This is a genomic window from Raineyella antarctica, from assembly GCF_900092135.1.
GTDB classification, from domain to species: domain Bacteria; phylum Actinomycetota; class Actinomycetes; order Propionibacteriales; family Propionibacteriaceae; genus Raineyella; species Raineyella antarctica.
Window position 1 is genome coordinate 225,193 of the sequence record NZ_FMYF01000003.1, and the last position, 19,495, is coordinate 244,687.

Consider the following 19,495-nt stretch of genomic DNA (forward strand, 5'->3'; position numbering starts at 1 on the left):
GGCGCGAATCGCACGCCTGACCAGGTGACTCCTCCATCTTCGGGCCGCCTCCGGCAACGGCCGCCCGCCTTGCCGCAAGTTTCCACAGGGGCAGGCCTTCGGGGGCGTTCGAGCCGACAAACTACGACAACAGGCGTGTCGGACTACCCCTCCGGGTGCTTTCCTACCCAGTCCTCGTAGCCGGCCACCGCCGTCGGGAGGGTGGGGAAGATGAAGTCCTCGCCCACCACCTCGAGGAACCCCGTCGACGCCAGGTCGTCGCGCATGTCCTGCTTGACCCGGGCGAGGGCCAGCTGCACCCCACGCTTCTGGAGCTCGTCCGCCAGGGTCTGCAGCACGTCCACCGCCGTGATGTCGACCTCGACGTTGGCCTCGGCATTGACCAACAGCCACCTGGCCGGCGGGGAGGAGACGTCGACGGCCTCGAGCGCCCGGCGGATGAAGTTGTCGGCGTTGGCGAAGAACAGCGGCGCGTCGTAGCGGTACACGACCAGCCCCGGGACCTGCACCGCGTCGGGATAGTCGTCCACGTCGTGCATGCCGGCCAGGCCGGGCACCCGGCCGAGGATCCCGTCGTGCGGTCGGGCCAGTCGGCGCAGCAGCTCCAGGATCGACAGGGCGATCGCAATGCCGATCCCCTGCAGGACACCGAAGGTGAGCACCCCGGCGGTGGTCAGCACCGCCAGCGCCAGCTCACTGCGGCGGAAACGCGCGATCCGCCGCCACTCCCGCACCTCGACCAGGCCCACGGCCGCGAAGACGACGACGGCGCCCAGCGCGGCGCGCGGGAACTGGGCCAGTGCCGGGCCGAAAGCGAAGACCGTCAGCAGGATGAAGCCCACCGCGACCAGGGAGTGCAGCTGGGTGCGGGTGCCCATCGTGTCGCCCAGTGCCGTACGGCTGCCGCTGCAGCTGACCGGGAAACCGCCGCTCAGCCCGGTGGTGAGGTTCGCCGCGCCCAGGGCCAGGAACTCCTGGTTGCTGTCGATCGGCTCGCCCCGGCGAGAGGCGAAGGAGCGGCCGGTGAGGACCACGTCGGAGTAGCCGACCACGGTGACCCCGAGGGCCGCTGCGAGCAGCGGCCCGAGCGGGATCCCGGTGAGGTCGGGCAGGCCGAGGTCGGGGAGTCCGCGCGGGATCTGCCCGACCAGTCGTACGCCACGGTCACCCAGGCCGAGGATCCAGGACGCCAGTGCGGCGAGCAGGACGAAGACCAGGGCCCCCGGCAACCGGGGGGCGAGCCGGCGCAGGACGAACAGCATCACCAGGCCGATCCCGCTGATCAGCAGGGTCGGAAGGTGCGCCTGGGACAGCTGCCGGAAGGTGGCGGCAACCTCGCCGTAGGGCGTCGCGGCCGACACGTCGAGCCCGGTGAGGGCCCCGAGTTGGCTGGTGACCATCAGCACCCCGATGCCCGTCATGTAGCCGACGAGGACCGGGCGGGACAGCAGGTCGGCCAGGAACCCGAGCCGGGCGACCCAGCCGACCAGGCAGATCAGCGCCGTCCCGAGCGCCAACGCGGCGGCCACGTCCCGGGACCGCCCGGGACCCAGCGCGCCGACCAGCCCGGCGACGCCGGCCGCGGTCATCAGTGCGGTGGTCGACTCCGGACCGACCGACAGCTGCCGGGAGGAGCCGAGCACCACGTACACGAGCAGGGGCCCGACCGTCGCCCACAGTCCCACCACCGGCGGCATGCCGGCCACGACCGCGTACGCCATCACCTGGGGCACCAGGTAGGCGGCGACCGTCACACCGCCGAGGACGTCACCGCGCAGCCAGCCCCGCTGGTAGTGCCGCAGGACCTGCACCCCCGGGAACAGGCCCCGGAGGAGTCCGCGGGACCCCCGCGGACCCGTCGACGTCGCCGGCTGGACCATGGGTCTGCTACTCCTCGGACTCCGCCTCCTCCAGCAGGCCCTCCCGGGCCGCCTCCGCCACGATCCGGCGGACGTTCTCGATGTCGCCGCAGTCCTGGTCGAGCAGCTTGCTGCGCCGGGTGAGCCAGGCCTGGCCCAGCTCGGCGCGCTCCTTCGCGGAGACGTCGGCGCGGGCGCCGTTGAGGATCGTCTGCTCCTCCTCGCCCAGGTGGTGGTTGATCGCCTCGGCCAGCTTCTCGACGGCGGAGTCGAACTTCTGGGTGTCGGTGCCCTTGGCCTCCAGCAGTGCGAGCAGGGCCTCGTTGCCGGCCGCGTGCTCGACGTGGCCGTGGTGCTCCTCGTGGCCGGTGATCGCGTCCTCGCGGCGCAGCCTCGGGTAGACCTCGGCCTCCTCCGCCTCGCCGTGGGCGATCAGCAGGTTGGCCAGGGTGGCGCGGGCGGTCGCACGGTCGGCCGTCGCGTCGCGCAGCTCGCGGAGCAGGGTCTCGAACATCCGGTGGTCGTCGATGATCAGGTCGACGACGTCGCCGGACACGGGGCGAGGGATCTCGAAGAGCGTCATGCCGGCCAGTATGCCCGGGACGGACCGTCAGTGACCGAGGATCGCGACCACGAAGTCGTCCTGCGCCGGGTCGAAGGGATGCAGCTCCCAGGTCGAGTGCAGCGAGTGCACCGCCAGCCCGGCCGCCTCGATGTCGGCCCGGAAGGTGTCGTACGGGTAGCCGCGCTGCAGCCCGAAGCCGATGATGGCGCGGCCGCGCGGGGCGAGCAGCCGGGAGAAGTTGGCCAGCGCGTCGCGCTGGGTCCCCTCGGCCATGAAGGTCACCACGTTGCCGGCGCAGACGATCACGTCGAACGGCTCGACGTCGGCGAACGCCGCCACGTCCGGGTCACTGACGTCACCGACGGCCCAGCGGGCGTTCGGCAGTTCGGCGTACGTACGGGCCGCCTCCTCGACCAGCACCGGGTCGACGTCGACGCCCAGCACGTCGTGACCGCGGCGGGCGAGTTCGCCGGCCACCCGGCCCGGTCCGCAGCCGGCGTCCAGGATCCGTGCACCCCGGGGCGCCATCGCGTCGACCGTCCGAACCTCGCCGAACAGGTCGTGGCCGGCCGCGGCCATCTGCTTGAACCGCTCGATGTACCACTGGGAGTGGCCGGGTCGGGTCTCGGTGATCAACTGCCACTGGCTCTTGGGACGCATGGACCCATTGTGCGCGGTCGGTCGTGGGCGGTCGGACGCAGGGCAGAAGCGCGCCGCCGCCCCTCGACCCCTCGCACGTTCGGCCCTAGAGTTATCAGGATCTCAGTGCTCGACCTGGATCTGAACGTTCGGTCTGAATAGCTATTCGGGAGGAAACGTCATGAGCAGTCACACCTATCGCGTCGTCGAGATGGTGGGCACCTCGCCCGACGGTGTCGACGCGGCCATCGCCAACGCGGTCGCCGCCGCGACCGCCCAGCTCGGCGAGGTCGGCTGGTACGAGGTGGTCCAGATCCGCGGCCACGTGGAGAACGGGACGGTCGCCCACCACCAGGTGACCCTCAAGATCGGGGCCCGCCTCCCGGAGTGAGGTCGGGCGTCGGGGAGTCGTGGCGGCGGGGAGGTCTGGCGGCCGGGCTCTCCTCTGCGGCGTCACTAGGTGCGCCGAATCTGTTCCACCAGCGATAGATTCGGCGCACCTAGCCGTCCCGCGGGCTTCCGCGGCCATCCCGTGTGGTTCCGCTGGCCGTCCCGTGTGGTTCAGCTGGCCGTGGTGTCCGAATGCCGGACCAACATAAGCAAAGTTGCCCTGAGCGATAACCGAGACTAATCTTTTGGGCGGCTGACAGGTCTTTCGCCAGGAGGATGGACAGATGAGCGTGAGCTTCGCCCCGCGTACGCGACGAATGCCCGGGCGCTGAGCGCGCCCCCACGCCCGCAGGCTGCCCCATGCCCGCACGCCCGGACTGCCCGCACGCCCGGACTGCCCGCAAGCCCGGACTGCCCCCGCACCCGCAGGTCAGCCCCCGCGCCCAGCGCACACCCACGAGCTGGCATCCTTCTGACCGTACACACCACAAAGGACACACCATGAACCTTCGCTTGCGCACCTTCGCCGCGGTCGTCGCCGCCCTGACCCTGTCCACCGTGGGGCTGGCCGGCTGCGGCAGCCAGCAGGAGACGCTGACCATCTCCGCCGACGCGACGCCGCACGCCGAGATCCTCAAGTACGTCCAGGACTCCGGGCAGCTGAAGAACACCAAGATCGAGATCAAGCCGATCTCCGGGCAGGTCGACCCGAACCAGCTGCTCGAGGCCGGCGACGTCGACGCGAACTTCTTCCAGCACAAGCCGTACCTCGACGACTGGCAGCGCGAGCACCAGACGAGTGACCTGGTCCCGGTGGCCTCCACGCACATCGAGCCGATGGCCCTGTACTCCAAGAAGGCCAAGGCCACCGCCGACATCCCGGCCGGTTCGACCATCGCCGTGCCGAAGGACCCGACCAACTACGCCCGCGCGCTCTACGTGCTGCAGGGTGCCGGGCTGCTGACGATGAAGGAGCAGGACTCCTCCAAGGCGAACCTGTCGACCATCACCGCCGCCGACATCGCCGCCAACCCGAAGAACCTGAAGTTCGTCGAGCTGGATCGCCCGCAGCTGCCGCGCACCCTCGACGACCCGCAGGTGACCGCCTCGGTGATCAACTCCAACTACGCGATCGAGGCCGGGCTCACCCCGACCAAGGACGGCCTGTGGATGGAGTCGGCCCAGAACAACCCGTACGCCAACATCCTGGTGACCACCACCAAGAAGCAGGCTGACCCGGGCATCAAGGAGCTGGCCGCTGCCCTGGAGTCCAAGCAGACCGCCGACTGGATCACCCAGAAGTACGGCGAGTCGATCGTCGCGGTCCACGCCCAGTGATCGAGTTCGACCACCTCGCCAAGACGTACACCTCGCAGAAGCACGGTGACGTCCAGGCGCTGACCGACGTGACGCTGAGCGTGCCCGACGGTGCCATCCAGGGCATCGTCGGGCCCTCGGGCGCCGGCAAGTCCACCCTGCTGCGCTGCCTCAACCTGCTCGAGCAGCCGACCGGCGGCCGGATCGTCCTGAACGGGGACGACCTGACCACCCTGTCGAGCGCGGACCTGCGGGCGGCGCGGCGCCGGATCGGCACGGTCTTCCAGCACTTCGAGCTGCTGCACTCGCGTACGGTCGCCGACAACATCGGCCTGCCGCTCGAGCTCGCCGGCACCGAGCGCAAGGAGCGCGAGGCCCGGATCGCCGAACTGGTCGAGCTGGTTGGCCTGCAGGGCCGGGAGCACTCCTTCCCCTCGCAGCTGTCCGGGGGCCAGCAGCAGCGCGTGGGCATCGCCCGGGCGCTCGCGGCCCGGCCCGACGTCCTGCTGTGCGACGAGCCGACCAGCGCGCTGGACCCGGCCACCACCTCGCAGATCCTGGACCTGCTGGTCCACGTCAACCGTTCGGTCGGGGTGACGATCGTGCTGATCACCCACGAGCTGGGCGTGGTGCGCCGGATCTGTACGCATGCCGCCTTGCTGGACCGGGGCCGGATCGTCGAGTCCGGCTCGGTGGTCGACCTGGTCACCGATGCCGGTTCGGCCCTGGGCCAGCTGATCGCACCGATCCCGGCCGCCCTCGCGGGCCGGCCCGGCGTCGCCCTGATCACCGCCCTGGACGAGGCCGCGGACCAGCCCTGGCTGAGCGAGCTGGCCCGGACCTTCGGACTGGACATCTCCGTCGTCGCCGGCGGGGTCGAGCAGATCGGCGAGCGCCACGTCGGCAAGCTGGCCGTCGACTTCGGCGCCGACGTCGACCGGGCCCGGATCGAGGCCTACTTCGCCGACCACCCGCAGGTACACCTGGCCTGGCTCGACCGGTTGCACGCGCCGGCCACCGACATCGAGGAGGAGCTGGCATGACCGAGAAGGTCACCTGGATCCAGGCGCTGCCCGAGCTCTGGACGGCCCTGCTGGAGACCGTCTACATGGTCGCCGTCTCCTTCGTCATCACCTTCCTCCTCGGGGTCGCCCTCGGGGTACTGCTGCACGTCACCGACCGCCGTGGGCTGCGACCGGCCCCCGCCGTGAACCAGGCCCTGGGCACCGTGGTCAACGTCGTCCGGTCGATGCCCTTCATCGTGCTGCTGATCCTCTTGCTGGGCCTGACCCGGCTCATCGTGGGCACCGCGATCGGCCCGACCGCCGCGATCGTGCCGCTGAGCATCGCCGGCATCCCGTTCTTCGCCCGGGTGGTGGAGAACGCCCTGAACGAGGTCCCGCGCGGCCGCGTCGAGGCGGCGACCGCGATGGGCGCCACGGACATGCAGGTGATCCGCAAGGTGCTGCTGCCCGAGGCCGCCAGCGGCATCATCGCGGGTTCCACGCTCACCCTGGTGATGCTGGTCGGCTCCTCCGCGATGGCCGGCGTGATCGGTGGCGGTGGCCTGGGCGACCTCGCCCTGGTGTACGGCTACCAGCGGTTCAACAACCAGGTGCTGCTGGCCTGCGTGATCGTGCTGATCGTCCTGGTCCAGGGGATCCAGATGTCCGGCGACGGCTGGGTGCGGGCGCGGGCACACAAGCGCTGAGGCGTACGCCGCTTCCGTCGGGGTAGTGAGCCCAATCCGCTGGCAGCAGGGTCCGAACGGTCGATACTGGAGACAGCGGAGCCTGATCTCCAGGAGGGCCGGACCATGAGCACCTTCCCACACCATTCCCTCCCGTCCCACCGCGCCGGGCCGGGGGTCGCCAGCATCGTCCTGGGTTTCCTCGCCCTCGCCGGAGTGGCCTGGAGCGCCCTGGTGACGCTCAACGAGGGCGTCGACCTGCCGGCCTGGGAACGCGTCCTGGGCGTCGCGCTCATCCCCATCGCGTTGGCCTTCGGCCTGTCCGTGGGCATCTACGCGGTCCGACGTCGCGAGCACGGTCGGGGGGCGGGAGAGATCGGGCTGGTGCTGGCAGCCCTCGCCATCGTCGCCCTGGTCCTGGTGGTCACGGTCATCGGCTACTGAGGGGTGCCGCGCACAGTAGGGGCGGCTAGGCTCGGGACCACCGACCCTGAGGAGACCCCATGGCCGAGAACCCCGCCCCGCTCGCCCTGGTGACCGGTGCCACCGGCTACATCGGTGGCCGGCTCGTCCCCGAGTTGCTCAAGGCCGGCATCCGGGTCCGTGCGATGGCCCGCCACCCCGAGAACCTGCGCGGCCGCAGCTGGGCCGACCGGGTCGACATCGTCCAGGCCGACGCCGGCTCCCCCGAGGACCTGCGCCGGGCGATGGAAGGCGTCGACGTCGCCTACTACCTGATCCACGCCCTCGGCACCGGGCGGCGCTTCGAGAGCACCGACCGGCGTACGGCGCTGGTCTTCGGCGCAGCGGCCCGGGAGTCCGGGGTGAAGCGGATCGTCTACCTCGGCGGGCTGCACCCCGACATCGAGGAACTCTCCCCGCACCTGGAGTCCCGCCGCGAAGTCGGGGACATCCTGCTGGCCTCCGGCGTCCCGACCACGGTGCTGCAGGCCGCGGTGATCCTGGGCTCCGGCAGCGCCTCGTTCGAGATGATGCGCCACCTCACCGAGCGCCTGCCGATCATGGTCACGCCCAAGTGGGTGACCAACCGGATCCAGCCGATCGCGATCCGCGACGTCCTGCGCTACCTGGTCGGATCGGCGTCGATGCCGCCGGATGTGAACCGTACGTTCGACATCGGCGGCCCGCAGGTCCTGACCTACGGCGAGATGATGCAGGGCTACGCCCGCGTGGCCGGGCTGGGGCGCCGGGTGATCATCCCGCTGCCGGTGCTCACCCCGTGGCTGGCCAGTCACTGGGTCGGCGTCGTCACCCCGGTCCCGGCCAAGCTGGCCAAGCCGCTGGTCGGCTCACTGATCCACGAGGTGGTCTGCCGCGAGGACGACATCAAGCAGTACGTGCCCGACCCGCCCGAGGGCCTGGTCGACTTCGAGGGGGCGGTCCGCCTCGCCCTGCGCCGGATCGCGGACAGCGACGTGACCACCACCTTCTCCTCCGCGCTCGGACCGACCGCCCCGAGCGACCCGCTGCCCGAGGACCCGGACTGGGCCGGCGGCCGGCTGCGGGTCGACGAGCGGTCCTCGATCGTCGCCGCGACCCCCGAGGTGCTGTGGACGGTGATCGAGGGCATCGGCGGCGACAACGGCTGGTACTCCTGGCGCCTCGGCTGGGTCGCCCGCGGCGTGATGGACCGGGTGTTCGGCGGACCCGGACTGCGCCGGGGGCGGCGCCACGGATCGGACCTGCTGGTCGGCGACGAGCTGGACTGGTGGCGGGTCGAGGCCATCGAGGAGGGCCACCTGCTGCGGCTGCGCGCCGAGATGCGACTGCCCGGCCTGGCCTGGCTCGAGCTCATCGCCGAGCAGGATGAGCAGGGGCGTACGGTCTTCCGGCAACGCGCCCTCTACCTGCCCAAGGGCCTGCCGGGTCTGGCCTACTGGTGGGCGGTCACACCTTTCCACGGGATCGTGTTCGGCGGTATGCAGCGCAACATCGCCGCCGCGGCCGTGGAGGCCCAGCGGTCGTTCGATGCCGGTCAGGGGCCGACCTGAGAGCGAGATGACTGCACTCACAGGCCGAACGCCCCACCGCGGGCGCAGCAACGGAGGACACTGAAAGCAGGAATCTCTTGCCGGAGGGCCGACCGATGTCCCAGCTCGCACACCCCACCCACGCGTCACGGAGCCACCGGCCCGGGACCATCAGCATCGCCATGGGCGTCCTGGCGCTGATCGGGTCCGCCTGGTCGATCTACCTGACCCTCGGCAGCGCCGGGCCCGAGCTGTCCAACGTCGTCCGGGGCATCGGGATGGCCCTGCTACCGATCGGACTTGTCGTCGGCGTCCCGACCGGCGTGATGGCCTTCCGCCGCGGGGGTGCCGACCGCGCAGTGGGACTCGCCGGTCTGGCGCTGGCCGCGCTGGCCCTCGGCGCATTCGTGGTGCTGCTCGCCACGACCGACTACTGACAGCGACGGGGTCGGCGCCGGTCAGAGACGGGCGTGCGAGTTCCGGGTGTGTCCCTCGATCAGCCGGGCGGCGGCTTGCGCATCACCTGAGGTGATCGCGTCGTAGATGCCGTGGTGCTCCGCACGCAGCTGCGCATCACCTCGCCCCAGGCCTCCAGATTCCTGCGTCATGACCCTCCCCATCTCGCTGGACCCATGGCACCAGCCCGTGCGCCTGGTCCGGGACTGCTCCGGCCCGCGCGCCGCCTGTACTGATTCCCAACGGCTCCCCTCGATCCACGCGTTCTCGTCACGGGAGTGCGTGGATCGAGGGGAGCGAGTGGGAATCAGTACAGGACATCCTCGGCACCTCAGCTCCCCTCTCGCGGCTCGCCGGATGTCACTCGCCGGCGCTCAGGTCGGGCACTCCCGCAGAACCGCCAGGAAAGGAATAGTGGGTGGACCGACCCACAGGGAAGGCTTTCGTTACCAGCCTGCACCCATCCATCCAACCCTGGCTAAGCAGTTAGACCAAACGGTTACCTTTCCGTTACTTTTCTGGCGATCCAAAAGGCCACCTCTTCTGTCACACTCAGGTTGGGGGGGAATCCTGTATCACTCCGTCCGTCTCGGGCCCTCGGGCCTGCGGCGGACGTTTGAGTAGCGCCCGCTCCAGTGCTCGGTGACCGGGGGCCAAAAGCTCGGCCGGCATCCATGACCGGCACTCTGGCTCGCCCGGGCGAGACCAGCGAGTCGGCCTGTATCGCTTTCGCCCCGCAAGCACCGCATCCGGGCCTCAGCCGGAGCGCAAGCCGGGCACCCGCCGAAGAATTCGGAGGCTGCAATGCTCAAGAGAGCGCGGATGGCCGTCCTGGCCATCGTTGTCACCATTCCCATGATCCTCGGCCTGACGACCGCCTATGCGGCACCTTCCGGTGGCGCGTCGTCGACCAAGACCACCATCGACGCCTACAAGAAGAAGGCCGAGAACGTCAAGAAGAAGGCCGAGGAACGGATCACCCAGCAGGACCGCGACAAGGCCATCGCCAAGGCCCTTCAGCGGGGCGAGCTCAACCCGCTGATGACCGCCGCGACCGGGACAGCGGCGGCTCTGGCGCCCGGTGCGGCGCCGCACTACTTCAGCCATCCCAACTACGCCAACAGCCCGCTGCCGACCCTGGCGCCGGGCACCGGCGCGTATGTGGGCAACCGCCTGCAGGACCGTGCCTTCGCGACGGACTACCCCGTGGGCGTGGGTCAGCTGGCACCGGTCTTCGTCGTGGTGGACACTCCATTGACCGGAGGCTTCCTAACGGAGTTCAAGGCCCGGAACCAGGCCACCAACGGCGGCAGCCCATTCCCCTCAGCGGGGAACGTGTTCCACGCGTATGTGCTCCGCCCGACCGGCACGGCGGGCCAGTACACCGTGGTCTTCGACTCCGGGCTGCTCACCGTCCCCGCGCCGACCACGGCCAGCACCAGCGAAGACACGTCGTATGGCGTGACCAACCTGACTGTCCAGGACGGTGACCGTCTGGCGTTCTACGGCCAGGGCATCCCTGTGGACACCGGCGCCGGCAACGACATCCTCCACTACCCGGCCCCGACCGCCCCGCTGCAGGACACCACCATTACGATGGGGTCCACCGACTACCCGGTCTACCCGGAGGCGCGCACGTACTCCTTCGGCGCCACGGTCGCCCCCGCGACCCTCACCGGTGGCATCAGGAAGTTCGTCGACACGCTCCCCCCCCCTGCCGACCGCCCAGCCGGACACCGCCACCTATCCCGGCTCGGACTACTACGAGATCGCACTGGTCGAGTACGAGCAGAAGCTGCACAGCGATTTGCCGCCCACCAAGCTGCGCGGGTATGTACAGCTCGCTACCAGCGTCGTCCCAGGGGACGGCGTCCCGCTGACCGGCCCTGGGGGTAAGGCCATCAATCTGCCGGACGGTGCCCAAGCCGTCGGCGTGACCGCTCCGAGCTATCTCGGCCCGGCAATCGGGGCGACCAAGGACAAGCCTGTCCGAATCCTGTTCCGGAACCTCCTGCCCACCGGCGCGGCGGGCAACCTGTTCATCCCGACCGATACCACCGTTATGGGTTCGGGCAAGACCGCCGACGGGCACACGATGACCGAGGCGGACCCGCAGAATCCTATGTGCAGCGACCCTGCGAAGGCGGACATGGTGGCCGCTGGTCACTGCTACGCGGAGAACCGGGCGACCCTGCACCTGCACGGTGGCGTCACGCCGTGGATCTCGGACGGGACCCCGCACCAGTGGATCACCCCGGCCGGTGAGACCACGGCCTATCCCAAGGGCGTCAGTGTCCAGAACGTGCCGGACATGCCCGATCCCGGCCCCGGTGCCCAGACGTTCTTCTACACCAACGCCCAGAGCGCGCGGCTGATGTTCTACCACGACCACGCCTGGGGCATCACCCGCCTCAACGTGTACGCCGGTGAGGCCGCGCCCTACATCATCACCGACAACACCGAGAAGGCGCTCGTCACCGCCGGGACCATCCCGGACGCCGCCTCGACCCTCAACCTTGTGGTCCAGGACAAGACGTTCGTGCCCTCGCCCGAGCAACTCGCTCAGCAGGACGAGACCTGGAACAGCGCCCGATGGGGCGACCTGGGCGACCTGTGGATGCCGCACGTGTACTCGCCCGCCCAGAACCCTGGGGACGCCTCCGGCGTCAATGCCTTCGGCCGCTGGGCGTACGGACCGTGGTTCCACCCGCCGACCAACAGCATCGACAACCCGCCGATGGACAATCCCTACTACGACTCCAACTGCAACCCGGACCTCGGCTGGTGTGAACCCAAGCAGATGCCGGGCACACCCTACCTCTCCATGGGCATGGAGTCCTTCATGGACACCCCCGTCGTCAACGGCACCGCCTACCCCACAGTGGAGCTGGACCCGAAGTCCTACCGGCTTCGGATCCTCAACGCGGCCAATGACCGGTTCTTCAACCTGTCCCTCTACAAGGCCGTGGATGCCAACGGCACCGTCTGCGACAAGGCGAACCCGACTCCGGTGGCTGAGTCGACCGGCGTCAACTGCACCGAGGTGAAGCTCGACCCTGCCGATCCTGGCCTTCAACCCTGATGGGGAGCCCATCGACGTGGTCAACCACTACGTCAACTTCGGTTGGGAGTACGTGCTCCACTGCCACATCCTCAGTCACGAGGAGATGGACATGATGCGCACCCAGGTGGTGGGCGTGAATCCGGTGGCTCCGACCTACGGGGGCGCCGTACGGTCCGGTACAGGGAAGAGTCAGATCTACACGGTCAGCTGGACCGACAAGTCCAAGAACGAGACCGCATTCGCCATCGAGCGTCGGGTCGCCGGAAGCACCGATCCGTGGACGCAGATCGCCATGGTCCAGACCGAAGTGCTGAACAAGGTCGGCTACACGAAGGGAACCGGTGCGGCCACCGGACCGGCGTCATACGTCGACCCGATCGGCAACACGAAGACGCTGTACGAGTACCAGGTGTACGCGGTCAACGTGGTCGGCGATGTGTGGGACTACTCCGACCCGGCGCTCAACAACATCCCGGCCGGCGGTGGCTTCCCGACGCTTACCCTGGACAGCCGCGGAACCGGTACCCAAACGGCCGAGCCCGTCGCTGCCCCGACCAACCTTACGGGCACCATCGCCGTCAAGAACAAGAAGACATCGACCGTAAAGCTCACCTGGACGGACAACGCCACCAATGAGACAGGGTTCCTCATCCAGCGCACCGACCTGAGGGACAACTCCGTGGTCAACGCCACGGTAGGCCCCAACACCACCACCTTCACCCAGGACGTGACCTCCGGCGTCGCCTACAGCTACCGCGTCCACGCCTTCAGTGCCACTGCCCAGTCAGACTGGTCGAACGCGCTGCGGCTGCCCTGACCTCCTCGTGAGGCCGTGACCCCCAGATGACACGGAGTGCCCGGAGCCCACAGGCTCCGGGCACTCCGTCGTTCCGGTCGGCTGGAGCGTCTTCCCCACGGGACGGCGATCACGACCCCGATCAGGTCACGGTACCCACCAGCCGCGCTCGCCCCAGCCGCCGTACGTCTCGCGGCGCTGCGCCCGGCGTGACCGCGACCCCAGGTAGCTGCCGACCACCGCCGCGCCGAGCTCGTCCAGCTCGGGCGCTACCACCCGGCCGTCCACCCGCCGCGCGATCGAGTCCACGAACCGTGCCAGCCCCGGGTCGTCCCCGAGCCGGAAGAACGTGACCTGCGCACCGAGCCGGCCGGAGGCGTCCAGCTCCTCGACCGTCGCGGCGATGGTCAGCGGGTGCGGCGGGTAGTCGAAGAACACCTCCGCATCGGGCAGCAGGTGGGCGGTCGGCTCCCCGTCGGTGACCACCAGCAGCACCGGCTGCGCATCGGGGTGCTGGCGGAAGAACTTGTTGGCGAGCAGCAGCCCGTGGTGCAGGTTGGTGCCCTTGGCCCAGTTCGAGTCGAGCCCGACCAGCTCCTCCATGTCCATCACCTGCGCGTGCCTGCCGAAGCCGACCAGCTGCAGGGCGTCCCCGCGGAAGCGGGTGCTGATCAGCTGGTGCAGGGCAAGCGCCGTCCGCTTCATCGGCACCCAGCGGCCCTCCATCATCATCGAGAAGCTGGTGTCGACCAGCAGCGCGACCGCCGCCCGGCTGTGCGCCTCGGTCTCGGTCACCTCCACGTCCTCCAGCTCCAGCCGCACCCCGCTCGCCGCCGACCCGCCCCCGGCAACGGTCCGCAGCACCGCATTGGTGACCGTACGGGTGACCGCCCAGGGCTCGGTGTCCCCGAACTCCCAGTCCAGGGAGGCCCCGGTCGGCTCGCCCAGCTGGCCGGCGCGGCGTACGTCACGCTGTCCGGCGCGGGCCGACAGCCGGGTCGCCACGTCGCGGAGCAGCTGCCTGCCGAGCTGGCGCATCGCCTTCGGGCTGAGCCGCAGGTCGCCGTCGGGGGTCCGGCGCAGGAACCCGGAGTCGCGCAGCGCGCGATCCAGCTCGGCCAGCGCCCGGGCATCGACGGCGGCCTCGGCACCGAGCTGGCGGGCCAGCGCATCGAGGTCGATGTCGTCCAGATTGGCGCCGTTGTGCGCCTGCGCCAGCTGGTCGGACAGCTCGTCGAGGTCGGCGAGGTCCTGCATGACGCCGGTCCCCTCCCCCAGGCCGAGGCCCTCCTGGCCCTCGAATCCCTCCGACCCGTCCCAGTCCTCCCCCGGCCGCAGGGACCGCAGGTTGTCGTCCATCCGGCCCAGTTGCTGCATGAGCTCGGCCGAGCCGAAGGCCTGCTGGGACAGCTCCATCAGTTCCTGGCGCTGTTCGGGGGTCATCGAGTTGAGCATCCGCTGCGCCGCCGCGCTGCGCCGGGCCAGCGAGTCGAGCAACTCGTCGATGTCCTGGGGGTTCTCGGGGAAGTACTGCCCGTGCTGGTCCATGAACTCCTGGAAGTCCTCGGGGGTGTCCTCCCCCAGCCGGTGCTTCTCCAGCAGGTCGTTGAGGTCACGGAGCATCTCCCCGACCCGCTGGCGGTCCTCGTCGGTCGCGCCCTCCAGGGCCTGCTTCATCCCCTCGAAGCGCTGGTCCAGCAGGTCGCGGCCGAGCAGGTCCTTGATCTGGTCGTACGCCTCGCGCGCCTCGCTGCTCTGCCAGTCGTACGAGGCCAGCTCCTGCACCGCCGCCGGCGTGGAGGGCGGCAGCTCGTCCAGGCGCATCTCCCGGAAGGCCCGGTCGGAGTCGTCCATCATCGCGTCGCGGGCCAGCTGCTTGCGCTCCTCGAGCACCGCCCGGTCGAGCAGCTCGCGGACCTGCTGCAGGGTGCCGTCGAGGCTGTGCTCCCGGACGAGCTCGCGGCGCTTGCGGGCGATCCGCCCGGCCAGCTCGTCCAGGCCGGTGCGGTCCCGGCCGCCGTGGCGCAGGAACTCCCGCATCGCCCGCTGCGGGGACGCGCCGCCCATGACGTCCTCGCCGATGGCCTCCAGGGCCTCGGCCAGGTCGACCGGCGGGGCGAGCGGGTCCCCGCCGGTGTAGCGGGTGTAGCGGCTCATCCGTACACTGCCTCCCCGCCGCCGGACTCCTTGCCGATCCGGCGGGCCAGGAACAGGCCCTCCAAGGCGAGTTCGATGGCGCTGGCCGCCTCACCCGGCGAGTGCGCCCCGAGGCGGCCGGTGATCTGGTCGTACAGCTCGGACTCCCCCAGCGACGGCAGGCCGGACAGGAACTCCTCGGCGGTCACCTGCGCACCGGTCGAGACCGTGTGGCCCTTCTCCATCGCGGAGACCAGCAGGCCCATGTCGATGCCGCGGAAGTGCTCCCGGACGGTCGCGGCCAGCGCGGTCCGCAGCAGGTGGGTGAGGATCTCGACCTCGCGGCCCTCCTCGCCGGACTCGAACTCGATCTTGCCGCGCAGCACGTCGACCACGGTGTCCAGGTCGATCACCCGGGCGACCGCCTCCGGCTCCCCTCGCCGCGTTGCCCGGTGCAGGGCGGAGGCTGCGACGGTCTCGACGCCGGCGATCGCGAAGCGGGCGCTCACCCCCGATCGCTGGTCGACCGCGCCGGACTCGCGCAGCGCCCGGGTGAAGCGGGCCATCACCTCCAGCACGTGGTCGGGCACCTCGGCGACCAGCCGCGCCTCCTGGCGCACCACGGCCATCTCGGACTCCAGGCTGGTCGGGTAGTGGGTCCGGATCTCGGCGCCGAAGCGGTCCTTCAGCGGGGTGATGATCCGGCCGCGGTTGGTGTAGTCCTCCGGGTTGGCGGATGCGACGACGAGCACGTCCAGCGGCAGGCGGAGCACGTAGCCGCGGATCTGGATGTCGCGCTCCTCCATCACGTTGAGCATCGCGACCTGGATCCGCTCGGCCAGGTCGGGCAGCTCGTTGATCGCGACGATGCCGCGGTGGCTGCGCGGGATGAGGCCGAAGTGGATCGTCTCCGGGTCGCCGAGGTGGCGGCCCTCGGCGACCTTCATCGGGTCGACGTCACCGATCAGGTCGGCGACCGAGGTGTCGGGGGTGGCGAGCTTCTCCGCGTACCGCTCGCTGCGGTGGCGCCACTCGATCGGCAGGTCGTCACCCTGCTCGGCGACCGCCCGGCGCGACTGCGGGGTGATCGGGTCGTACGGGTGCTCGCCGAGCTCGGCGCCGGTGATCACCGGGGTCCACTCGTCCAGCAGGCCGACGAGCGTACGCAGCAGCCGGGTCTTGCCCTGCCCGCGCTCGCCGAGCAGCACGATGTCGTGGCCGGCGATCAGCGCGCGCTCCAGCTGCGGGATGACCGTGTCCTGGAAGCCGTGCAGGCCGGCCCACGGATTCTCCCCGGCGCGCAGCATGGCCAGCAGGTTGTCCCGTACCTCCTCGCGGAGCGTACGGAGCCGGTGGCCGGAGGCGCGGAGCTGGCCGAGGGTACGAGGGGTGGGAACGTCCGATGAGGTGCTCGTCACACCACACACGCTAACCCCGGCGTACAACAGAGAAAAGGGCCCGGCCGAGGGACGGTGCCCGGAAGCCGGCCTAGGTCCTCCGCCCCTACTTCCGACCGGCGAGCGCGGGCCGGCTCACCCTTCACATCCCACGGTAGGCGTCACCCTCGAACACGCGGAAGACCGCGGCGATGTCCTCGGCACCGTTGCCCGCGTCCTCGGCCGCGGCGTACAGCCCACGCACCGCGTCGAGGACACCGAAGGTCCCGTCCCCGCCGGTCGCGTCCGCGGCCAGGTCGAGGTCCTTGCGCAGCCCGCGGAGCTGGAAGTTGGCCGGCTGGTAGTCGTCGGCCAGCATCAGGGCACCCTTGGCGTGGGCATAGACCGAGTCGGACTGGCCGCCGGAGATCGCCTCCAGGAAGAGCTTCTCGTCCAGGCCCAGGGCCCGCATCATGGCGAACGCCTGGCCGGTGCCGGCGGTGAGCAGGCCGATCCAGGTGTTGCAGACCAGCTTCAGCCGGGTGCCGTCGCCGAGGGCGGGGCCGGCGTGGACGCGCTTCTGGCTGACCAGGGCGAGCAGCGGCTCGACCTTGGCCAGCAGGTCGGCGTTGCCGGCGGTGAGCAGCACGAGCTTGCCCGTCTCGGCCGGGCCCTTGGTGCCCAGCATCATCGCCTCGACCAGGTCCAGGCCGTGCGAGGCGGCGACGGAGGCGACCTCTTCCGTACCGTCGGTGCCGATGGTCGACATCTGCACCCAGACCGCCCCCGGGGCGGCGTCGGCGGCCTCGGTGAGCACCTCGACGACCGCAGCGGCGTCGAACAGGGTCAGCAGCACGGTGTCCGCGCCGGCGACCGCCTCGGCGGGCGTCGCCGCGACGGTTGCGCCGAGCTCGGCGAGCGGCTCGGCGCGGGAGGCGGTCCGGTTCCAGACCGTGACGTCCACCCCCTGGCCGAGGAGGCGCTCGGTCAGTGCCCTGCCCATGATCCCGGTGCCGAGAATGACGACCTTGCCGTATGCGCTCATGCTGTCCTCCGTGGTTGTCGGTTGGGCACCACGTTACGACCCCGGCGAACGACCGTGCGGCGGACCCGGGAAGGGCCCGCCGCACGGGTTCTGCATCAGTACGGGTGCTGCGTCAGCACAGGCGCTGCATGATCCGCGTCCTGGGACGCGGAGTCGTACGATCAGGCGGCGCCGCCGGGACGGCCTGCGTGGCGGTGGCCACGGCCGCCGCGGGGTGCCTCGGATCCGGCGCTGCGCGGGGCGGCACCGGAGCGGACGGCTGCGACGGTGCGGGCCGAGGCGCCACCGCGGGCACCACCGGAACGCGAGCCGACGGCGGCGCGGGGGGCGCCCTCAGCCAGGGGACGGCGGCCACGGCCACCGGTCTGGGCGCCGCGGGCACCGCCCTGGCGTGAACGCGACGGCTGCTGCGGCTGGGAGACGGTCGGCTGCGCGAGGGCACGCGCTGCGTCCGGACTCAGCACGACGCGCTCACCGGGGGCGAGCGTGTTCAGCACCTCGCGCTCGGCGGCCTCGTGCACGGCGGGCTTGATGCCGGCCTTGCGCATCATCTGGCGGACCTCGTTGCGCTGCTCGGAGGTCACCAGGGTGACCACCGTGCCGGAGTTGCCGGCGCGGGCCGTACGACCCGAGCGGTGCAGGTAGGCCTTGTGCTCGATCGGCGGGTCGGCGTGCACGACCAGGGCGACGTCGTCGACGTGGATGCCGCGCGCGGCGATGTCGGTCGCGACCATCGTCTCGACCGTTCCGGACTCGAACGCGGCCAGGTTACGGGTACGGGCGTTCTGCGACAGGTTGCCGTGCAGGTCCACGGCCGGGATACCCCGGTCGATCAACTGCTTGGCCAGCTTCTTCGCGCCATGCTTCGTGCGGGTGAACATGATCGTACGACCCGGCGCGGAGGCGAGGTCGGCGAGCACCGTGTTGCGGGTGACGTTGTCGACGCGGAGCACGTAGTGGTCCATGGTCGAGATCGGCGACTGCGGGGAGTCGGCTTCATGGGTGACCGGGTCATGGAGGTAACGCTTGACCAGCACGTCGATGCCGTTGTCGAGGGTCGCGGAGAAGAGCAGCCGCTGGCCCTTGGCCGGCGTACGGTCCAGGATCTTGCGGACCATCGGCAGGAAGCCCATGTCGGCCATGTGGTCGGCCTCGTCGAGCACGGTGATCTCCACCTCGTCGAGGGAGATCGCGCCCTGGCCCATCAGGTCGAGCAGGCGGCCGGGGCAGGCGACGAGCACGTCGACGCCCTGGGCGAGGGCCTTGACCTGCGGGCCCTGGCCGACGCCACCGAAGATCGTCCGGCTCTTCAGGCCGGAAGCGGCCTCCAGCGGCTTGAGCGCCTCTTCGATCTGGGTCGCGAGCTCGCGGGTCGGTGCGAGGACCAGCGCGCGGGGGCGCTTCGGCCGAGCGGCACGCGGGGCCGCGGTCAGGCGCGCCACCAGCGGCAGCAGGAAGGCGTACGTCTTGCCGGAGCCGGTACGGCCACGGCCGAGCACGTCACGACCGGCGAGGGAATCCGGCAGCGTGGCCGCCTGGATGGGGGTGGGGTCGGTGATGTCGCGGCCGGCGAGGACGTCGGACAGGGAAGCGGGCACACCGAGGCGCACGAAAGCTGAAGTCAAGAATGGTTCCTTAGAAGGTGTCTTGCCGGGGTATGCATGACCCGCAGGGACAGACACGGCGCAGACTCGGGAGGGTTCCCGGCGCCAGGCGGCCCGGGGCAAGACACGGCGGGCCGACACCCCCACATTACGTGGCGCCGGGCCGGCGAACCAAAACCGCGTTCCTCTGGCGACCCGCCACGCCCGCCGAGATTAAGTACGGTTATAGTGTAGAAAACCGTTCGGAGGAGCCACCCATGTCCCAGTCCACCGCCTGCCAGTGCGGCCACGAGCACGACACCACCATCCCGTCGATCAACGTGCTCGACATCCCGCACGCCGTCCGTCACGGTGCCGTGATCGGCGCCATCACCCAGCTGTCCGAGGGCGGTGCCCTCGACGTGGTCGCCCCGCACAACCCGCTGCCGATGATGGCCCAGCTGGAGGACGTGGCCCCCGGCCAGTTCGCCCACAGCTACGTGACCGAGGGCCCCGAGCAGTGGACGGTGCGCTTCACCCGCAACTGAGACCAGCGGCGAACCGGCGACGGGCCATGCCTCCACTGTG

General features: G+C 70.4%; 19 protein-coding genes. 11 read left to right on the forward strand and 8 right to left on the reverse strand.

Translation table 11 applies throughout. The features are described 5' to 3' along the window. Nucleotides 1–143 precede the first annotated feature (143 nt). From GA0111570_RS05900 to GA0111570_RS05910, 3 genes are read right to left on the reverse strand one after another with little or no spacing between them, the layout of a single operon-like run. Nucleotides 144–1,880 carry a SulP family inorganic anion transporter gene (locus tag GA0111570_RS05900; RefSeq protein ID WP_092607758.1) on the reverse strand — a complete coding sequence of 579 codons (1,737 nt, stop codon included), beginning with the start codon at nucleotides 1,878–1,880 and terminating at the stop codon, nucleotides 144–146. A gap of 7 nt (nucleotides 1,881–1,887) precedes the next feature. Further along, nucleotides 1,888–2,442 (reverse strand): hemerythrin domain-containing protein, encoded by a 555-nt coding sequence (locus GA0111570_RS05905; RefSeq protein WP_092607761.1) that lies wholly within the window; start codon nucleotides 2,440–2,442, stop codon nucleotides 1,888–1,890. Between the two features lie 27 nt (nucleotides 2,443–2,469). Then, on the reverse strand, nucleotides 2,470–3,084 hold the full coding sequence (locus GA0111570_RS05910) for a class I SAM-dependent methyltransferase (RefSeq protein ID WP_092607764.1): 615 nt from the start codon (nucleotides 3,082–3,084) through the stop codon (nucleotides 2,470–2,472). Nucleotides 3,085–3,244: 160 nt separating this feature from the next. Here GA0111570_RS05910 and GA0111570_RS05915 point away from each other — a divergent pair, with 160 nt between their 5' ends. The 7 genes from GA0111570_RS05915 (at nucleotide 3,245) to GA0111570_RS05945 (ending at nucleotide 8,888) form a co-directional block, all read left to right on the forward strand. After that, entirely contained in the window at nucleotides 3,245–3,454 is a 210-nt protein-coding gene (locus tag GA0111570_RS05915; RefSeq protein WP_092607767.1) for a dodecin, read from the forward strand. Between the two features lie 500 nt (nucleotides 3,455–3,954). Next, nucleotides 3,955–4,791, forward strand: coding sequence for a MetQ/NlpA family ABC transporter substrate-binding protein (locus tag GA0111570_RS05920; protein ID WP_092607770.1), 837 nt, complete (start codon nucleotides 3,955–3,957; stop codon nucleotides 4,789–4,791). Then, nucleotides 4,788–5,813, forward strand: a complete 1,026-nt coding sequence (locus tag GA0111570_RS05925) for a methionine ABC transporter ATP-binding protein (RefSeq protein ID WP_092607773.1) — start codon at nucleotides 4,788–4,790, stop codon at nucleotides 5,811–5,813. Before GA0111570_RS05920 ends, GA0111570_RS05925 begins: the two co-directional genes overlap by 4 nt. Next, on the forward strand, nucleotides 5,810–6,481 hold the full coding sequence (locus GA0111570_RS05930; RefSeq protein ID WP_092607776.1) for a methionine ABC transporter permease: 672 nt from the start codon (nucleotides 5,810–5,812) through the stop codon (nucleotides 6,479–6,481). Before GA0111570_RS05925 ends, GA0111570_RS05930 begins: the two co-directional genes overlap by 4 nt. A gap of 105 nt (nucleotides 6,482–6,586) precedes the next feature. Next, on the forward strand, nucleotides 6,587–6,904 hold the full coding sequence (locus GA0111570_RS05935; RefSeq protein ID WP_092607778.1) for a hypothetical protein: 318 nt from the start codon (nucleotides 6,587–6,589) through the stop codon (nucleotides 6,902–6,904). 59 nt (nucleotides 6,905–6,963) lie between these two features. Further along, complete coding sequence (locus GA0111570_RS05940; protein WP_092607781.1) at nucleotides 6,964–8,472, forward strand: SDR family oxidoreductase; 1,509 nt, start codon at nucleotides 6,964–6,966, stop codon at nucleotides 8,470–8,472. Nucleotides 8,473–8,567: 95 nt separating this feature from the next. Next, the gene (locus GA0111570_RS05945; protein ID WP_092607784.1) at nucleotides 8,568–8,888 is read left to right on the forward strand and encodes a hypothetical protein; all 321 of its coding nucleotides are present in this window, start codon (nucleotides 8,568–8,570) and stop codon (nucleotides 8,886–8,888) included. A 21-nt stretch (nucleotides 8,889–8,909) separates the two neighbouring features. Here GA0111570_RS05945 and GA0111570_RS17295 read toward each other — a convergent pair whose 3' ends face one another. After that, nucleotides 8,910–9,059, reverse strand: coding sequence for an FCD domain-containing protein (locus tag GA0111570_RS17295; protein WP_139283157.1), 150 nt, complete (start codon nucleotides 9,057–9,059; stop codon nucleotides 8,910–8,912). 670 nt (nucleotides 9,060–9,729) lie between these two features. Here GA0111570_RS17295 and GA0111570_RS05950 point away from each other — a divergent pair. From GA0111570_RS05950 to GA0111570_RS05960, 3 genes are read left to right on the forward strand one after another with little or no spacing between them, the layout of a single operon-like run. Continuing rightward, entirely contained in the window at nucleotides 9,730–10,803 is a 1,074-nt protein-coding gene (locus GA0111570_RS05950) for a hypothetical protein (RefSeq protein WP_092607787.1), read from the forward strand. 37 nt (nucleotides 10,804–10,840) lie between these two features. After that, nucleotides 10,841–11,989, forward strand: coding sequence for a hypothetical protein (locus GA0111570_RS05955; RefSeq protein WP_092607790.1), 1,149 nt, complete (start codon nucleotides 10,841–10,843; stop codon nucleotides 11,987–11,989). A 16-nt stretch (nucleotides 11,990–12,005) separates the two neighbouring features. After that, nucleotides 12,006–12,788 carry a fibronectin type III domain-containing protein gene (locus GA0111570_RS05960; RefSeq protein WP_092607792.1) on the forward strand — a complete coding sequence of 261 codons (783 nt, stop codon included), beginning with the start codon at nucleotides 12,006–12,008 and terminating at the stop codon, nucleotides 12,786–12,788. 126 nt (nucleotides 12,789–12,914) lie between these two features. Here the strand turns inward: GA0111570_RS05960 and GA0111570_RS05965 are convergent, their stop codons facing one another. The 4 genes from GA0111570_RS05965 to GA0111570_RS05980 form a co-directional block, all read right to left on the reverse strand. Next, nucleotides 12,915–14,924 carry a vWA domain-containing protein gene (locus GA0111570_RS05965; RefSeq protein ID WP_092607795.1) on the reverse strand — a complete coding sequence of 670 codons (2,010 nt, stop codon included), beginning with the start codon at nucleotides 14,922–14,924 and terminating at the stop codon, nucleotides 12,915–12,917. Then, entirely contained in the window at nucleotides 14,921–16,321 is a 1,401-nt protein-coding gene (locus tag GA0111570_RS05970) for a sigma 54-interacting transcriptional regulator (protein ID WP_092607798.1), read from the reverse strand. Before GA0111570_RS05970 ends, GA0111570_RS05965 begins: the two co-directional genes overlap by 4 nt. Before the next feature lie 121 nt (nucleotides 16,322–16,442). Continuing rightward, nucleotides 16,443–17,324 (reverse strand): NAD(P)-dependent oxidoreductase, encoded by an 882-nt coding sequence (locus GA0111570_RS05975; protein WP_217634038.1) that lies wholly within the window; start codon nucleotides 17,322–17,324, stop codon nucleotides 16,443–16,445. A 161-nt stretch (nucleotides 17,325–17,485) separates the two neighbouring features. Beyond that, nucleotides 17,486–18,949, reverse strand: coding sequence for a DEAD/DEAH box helicase (locus GA0111570_RS05980; protein ID WP_092607801.1), 1,464 nt, complete (start codon nucleotides 18,947–18,949; stop codon nucleotides 17,486–17,488). Between the two features lie 236 nt (nucleotides 18,950–19,185). Here GA0111570_RS05980 and GA0111570_RS05985 point away from each other — a divergent pair, with 236 nt between their 5' ends. Further along, entirely contained in the window at nucleotides 19,186–19,455 is a 270-nt protein-coding gene (locus GA0111570_RS05985) for a DUF2249 domain-containing protein (RefSeq protein ID WP_092607803.1), read from the forward strand. Nucleotides 19,456–19,495 lie beyond the last annotated feature (40 nt).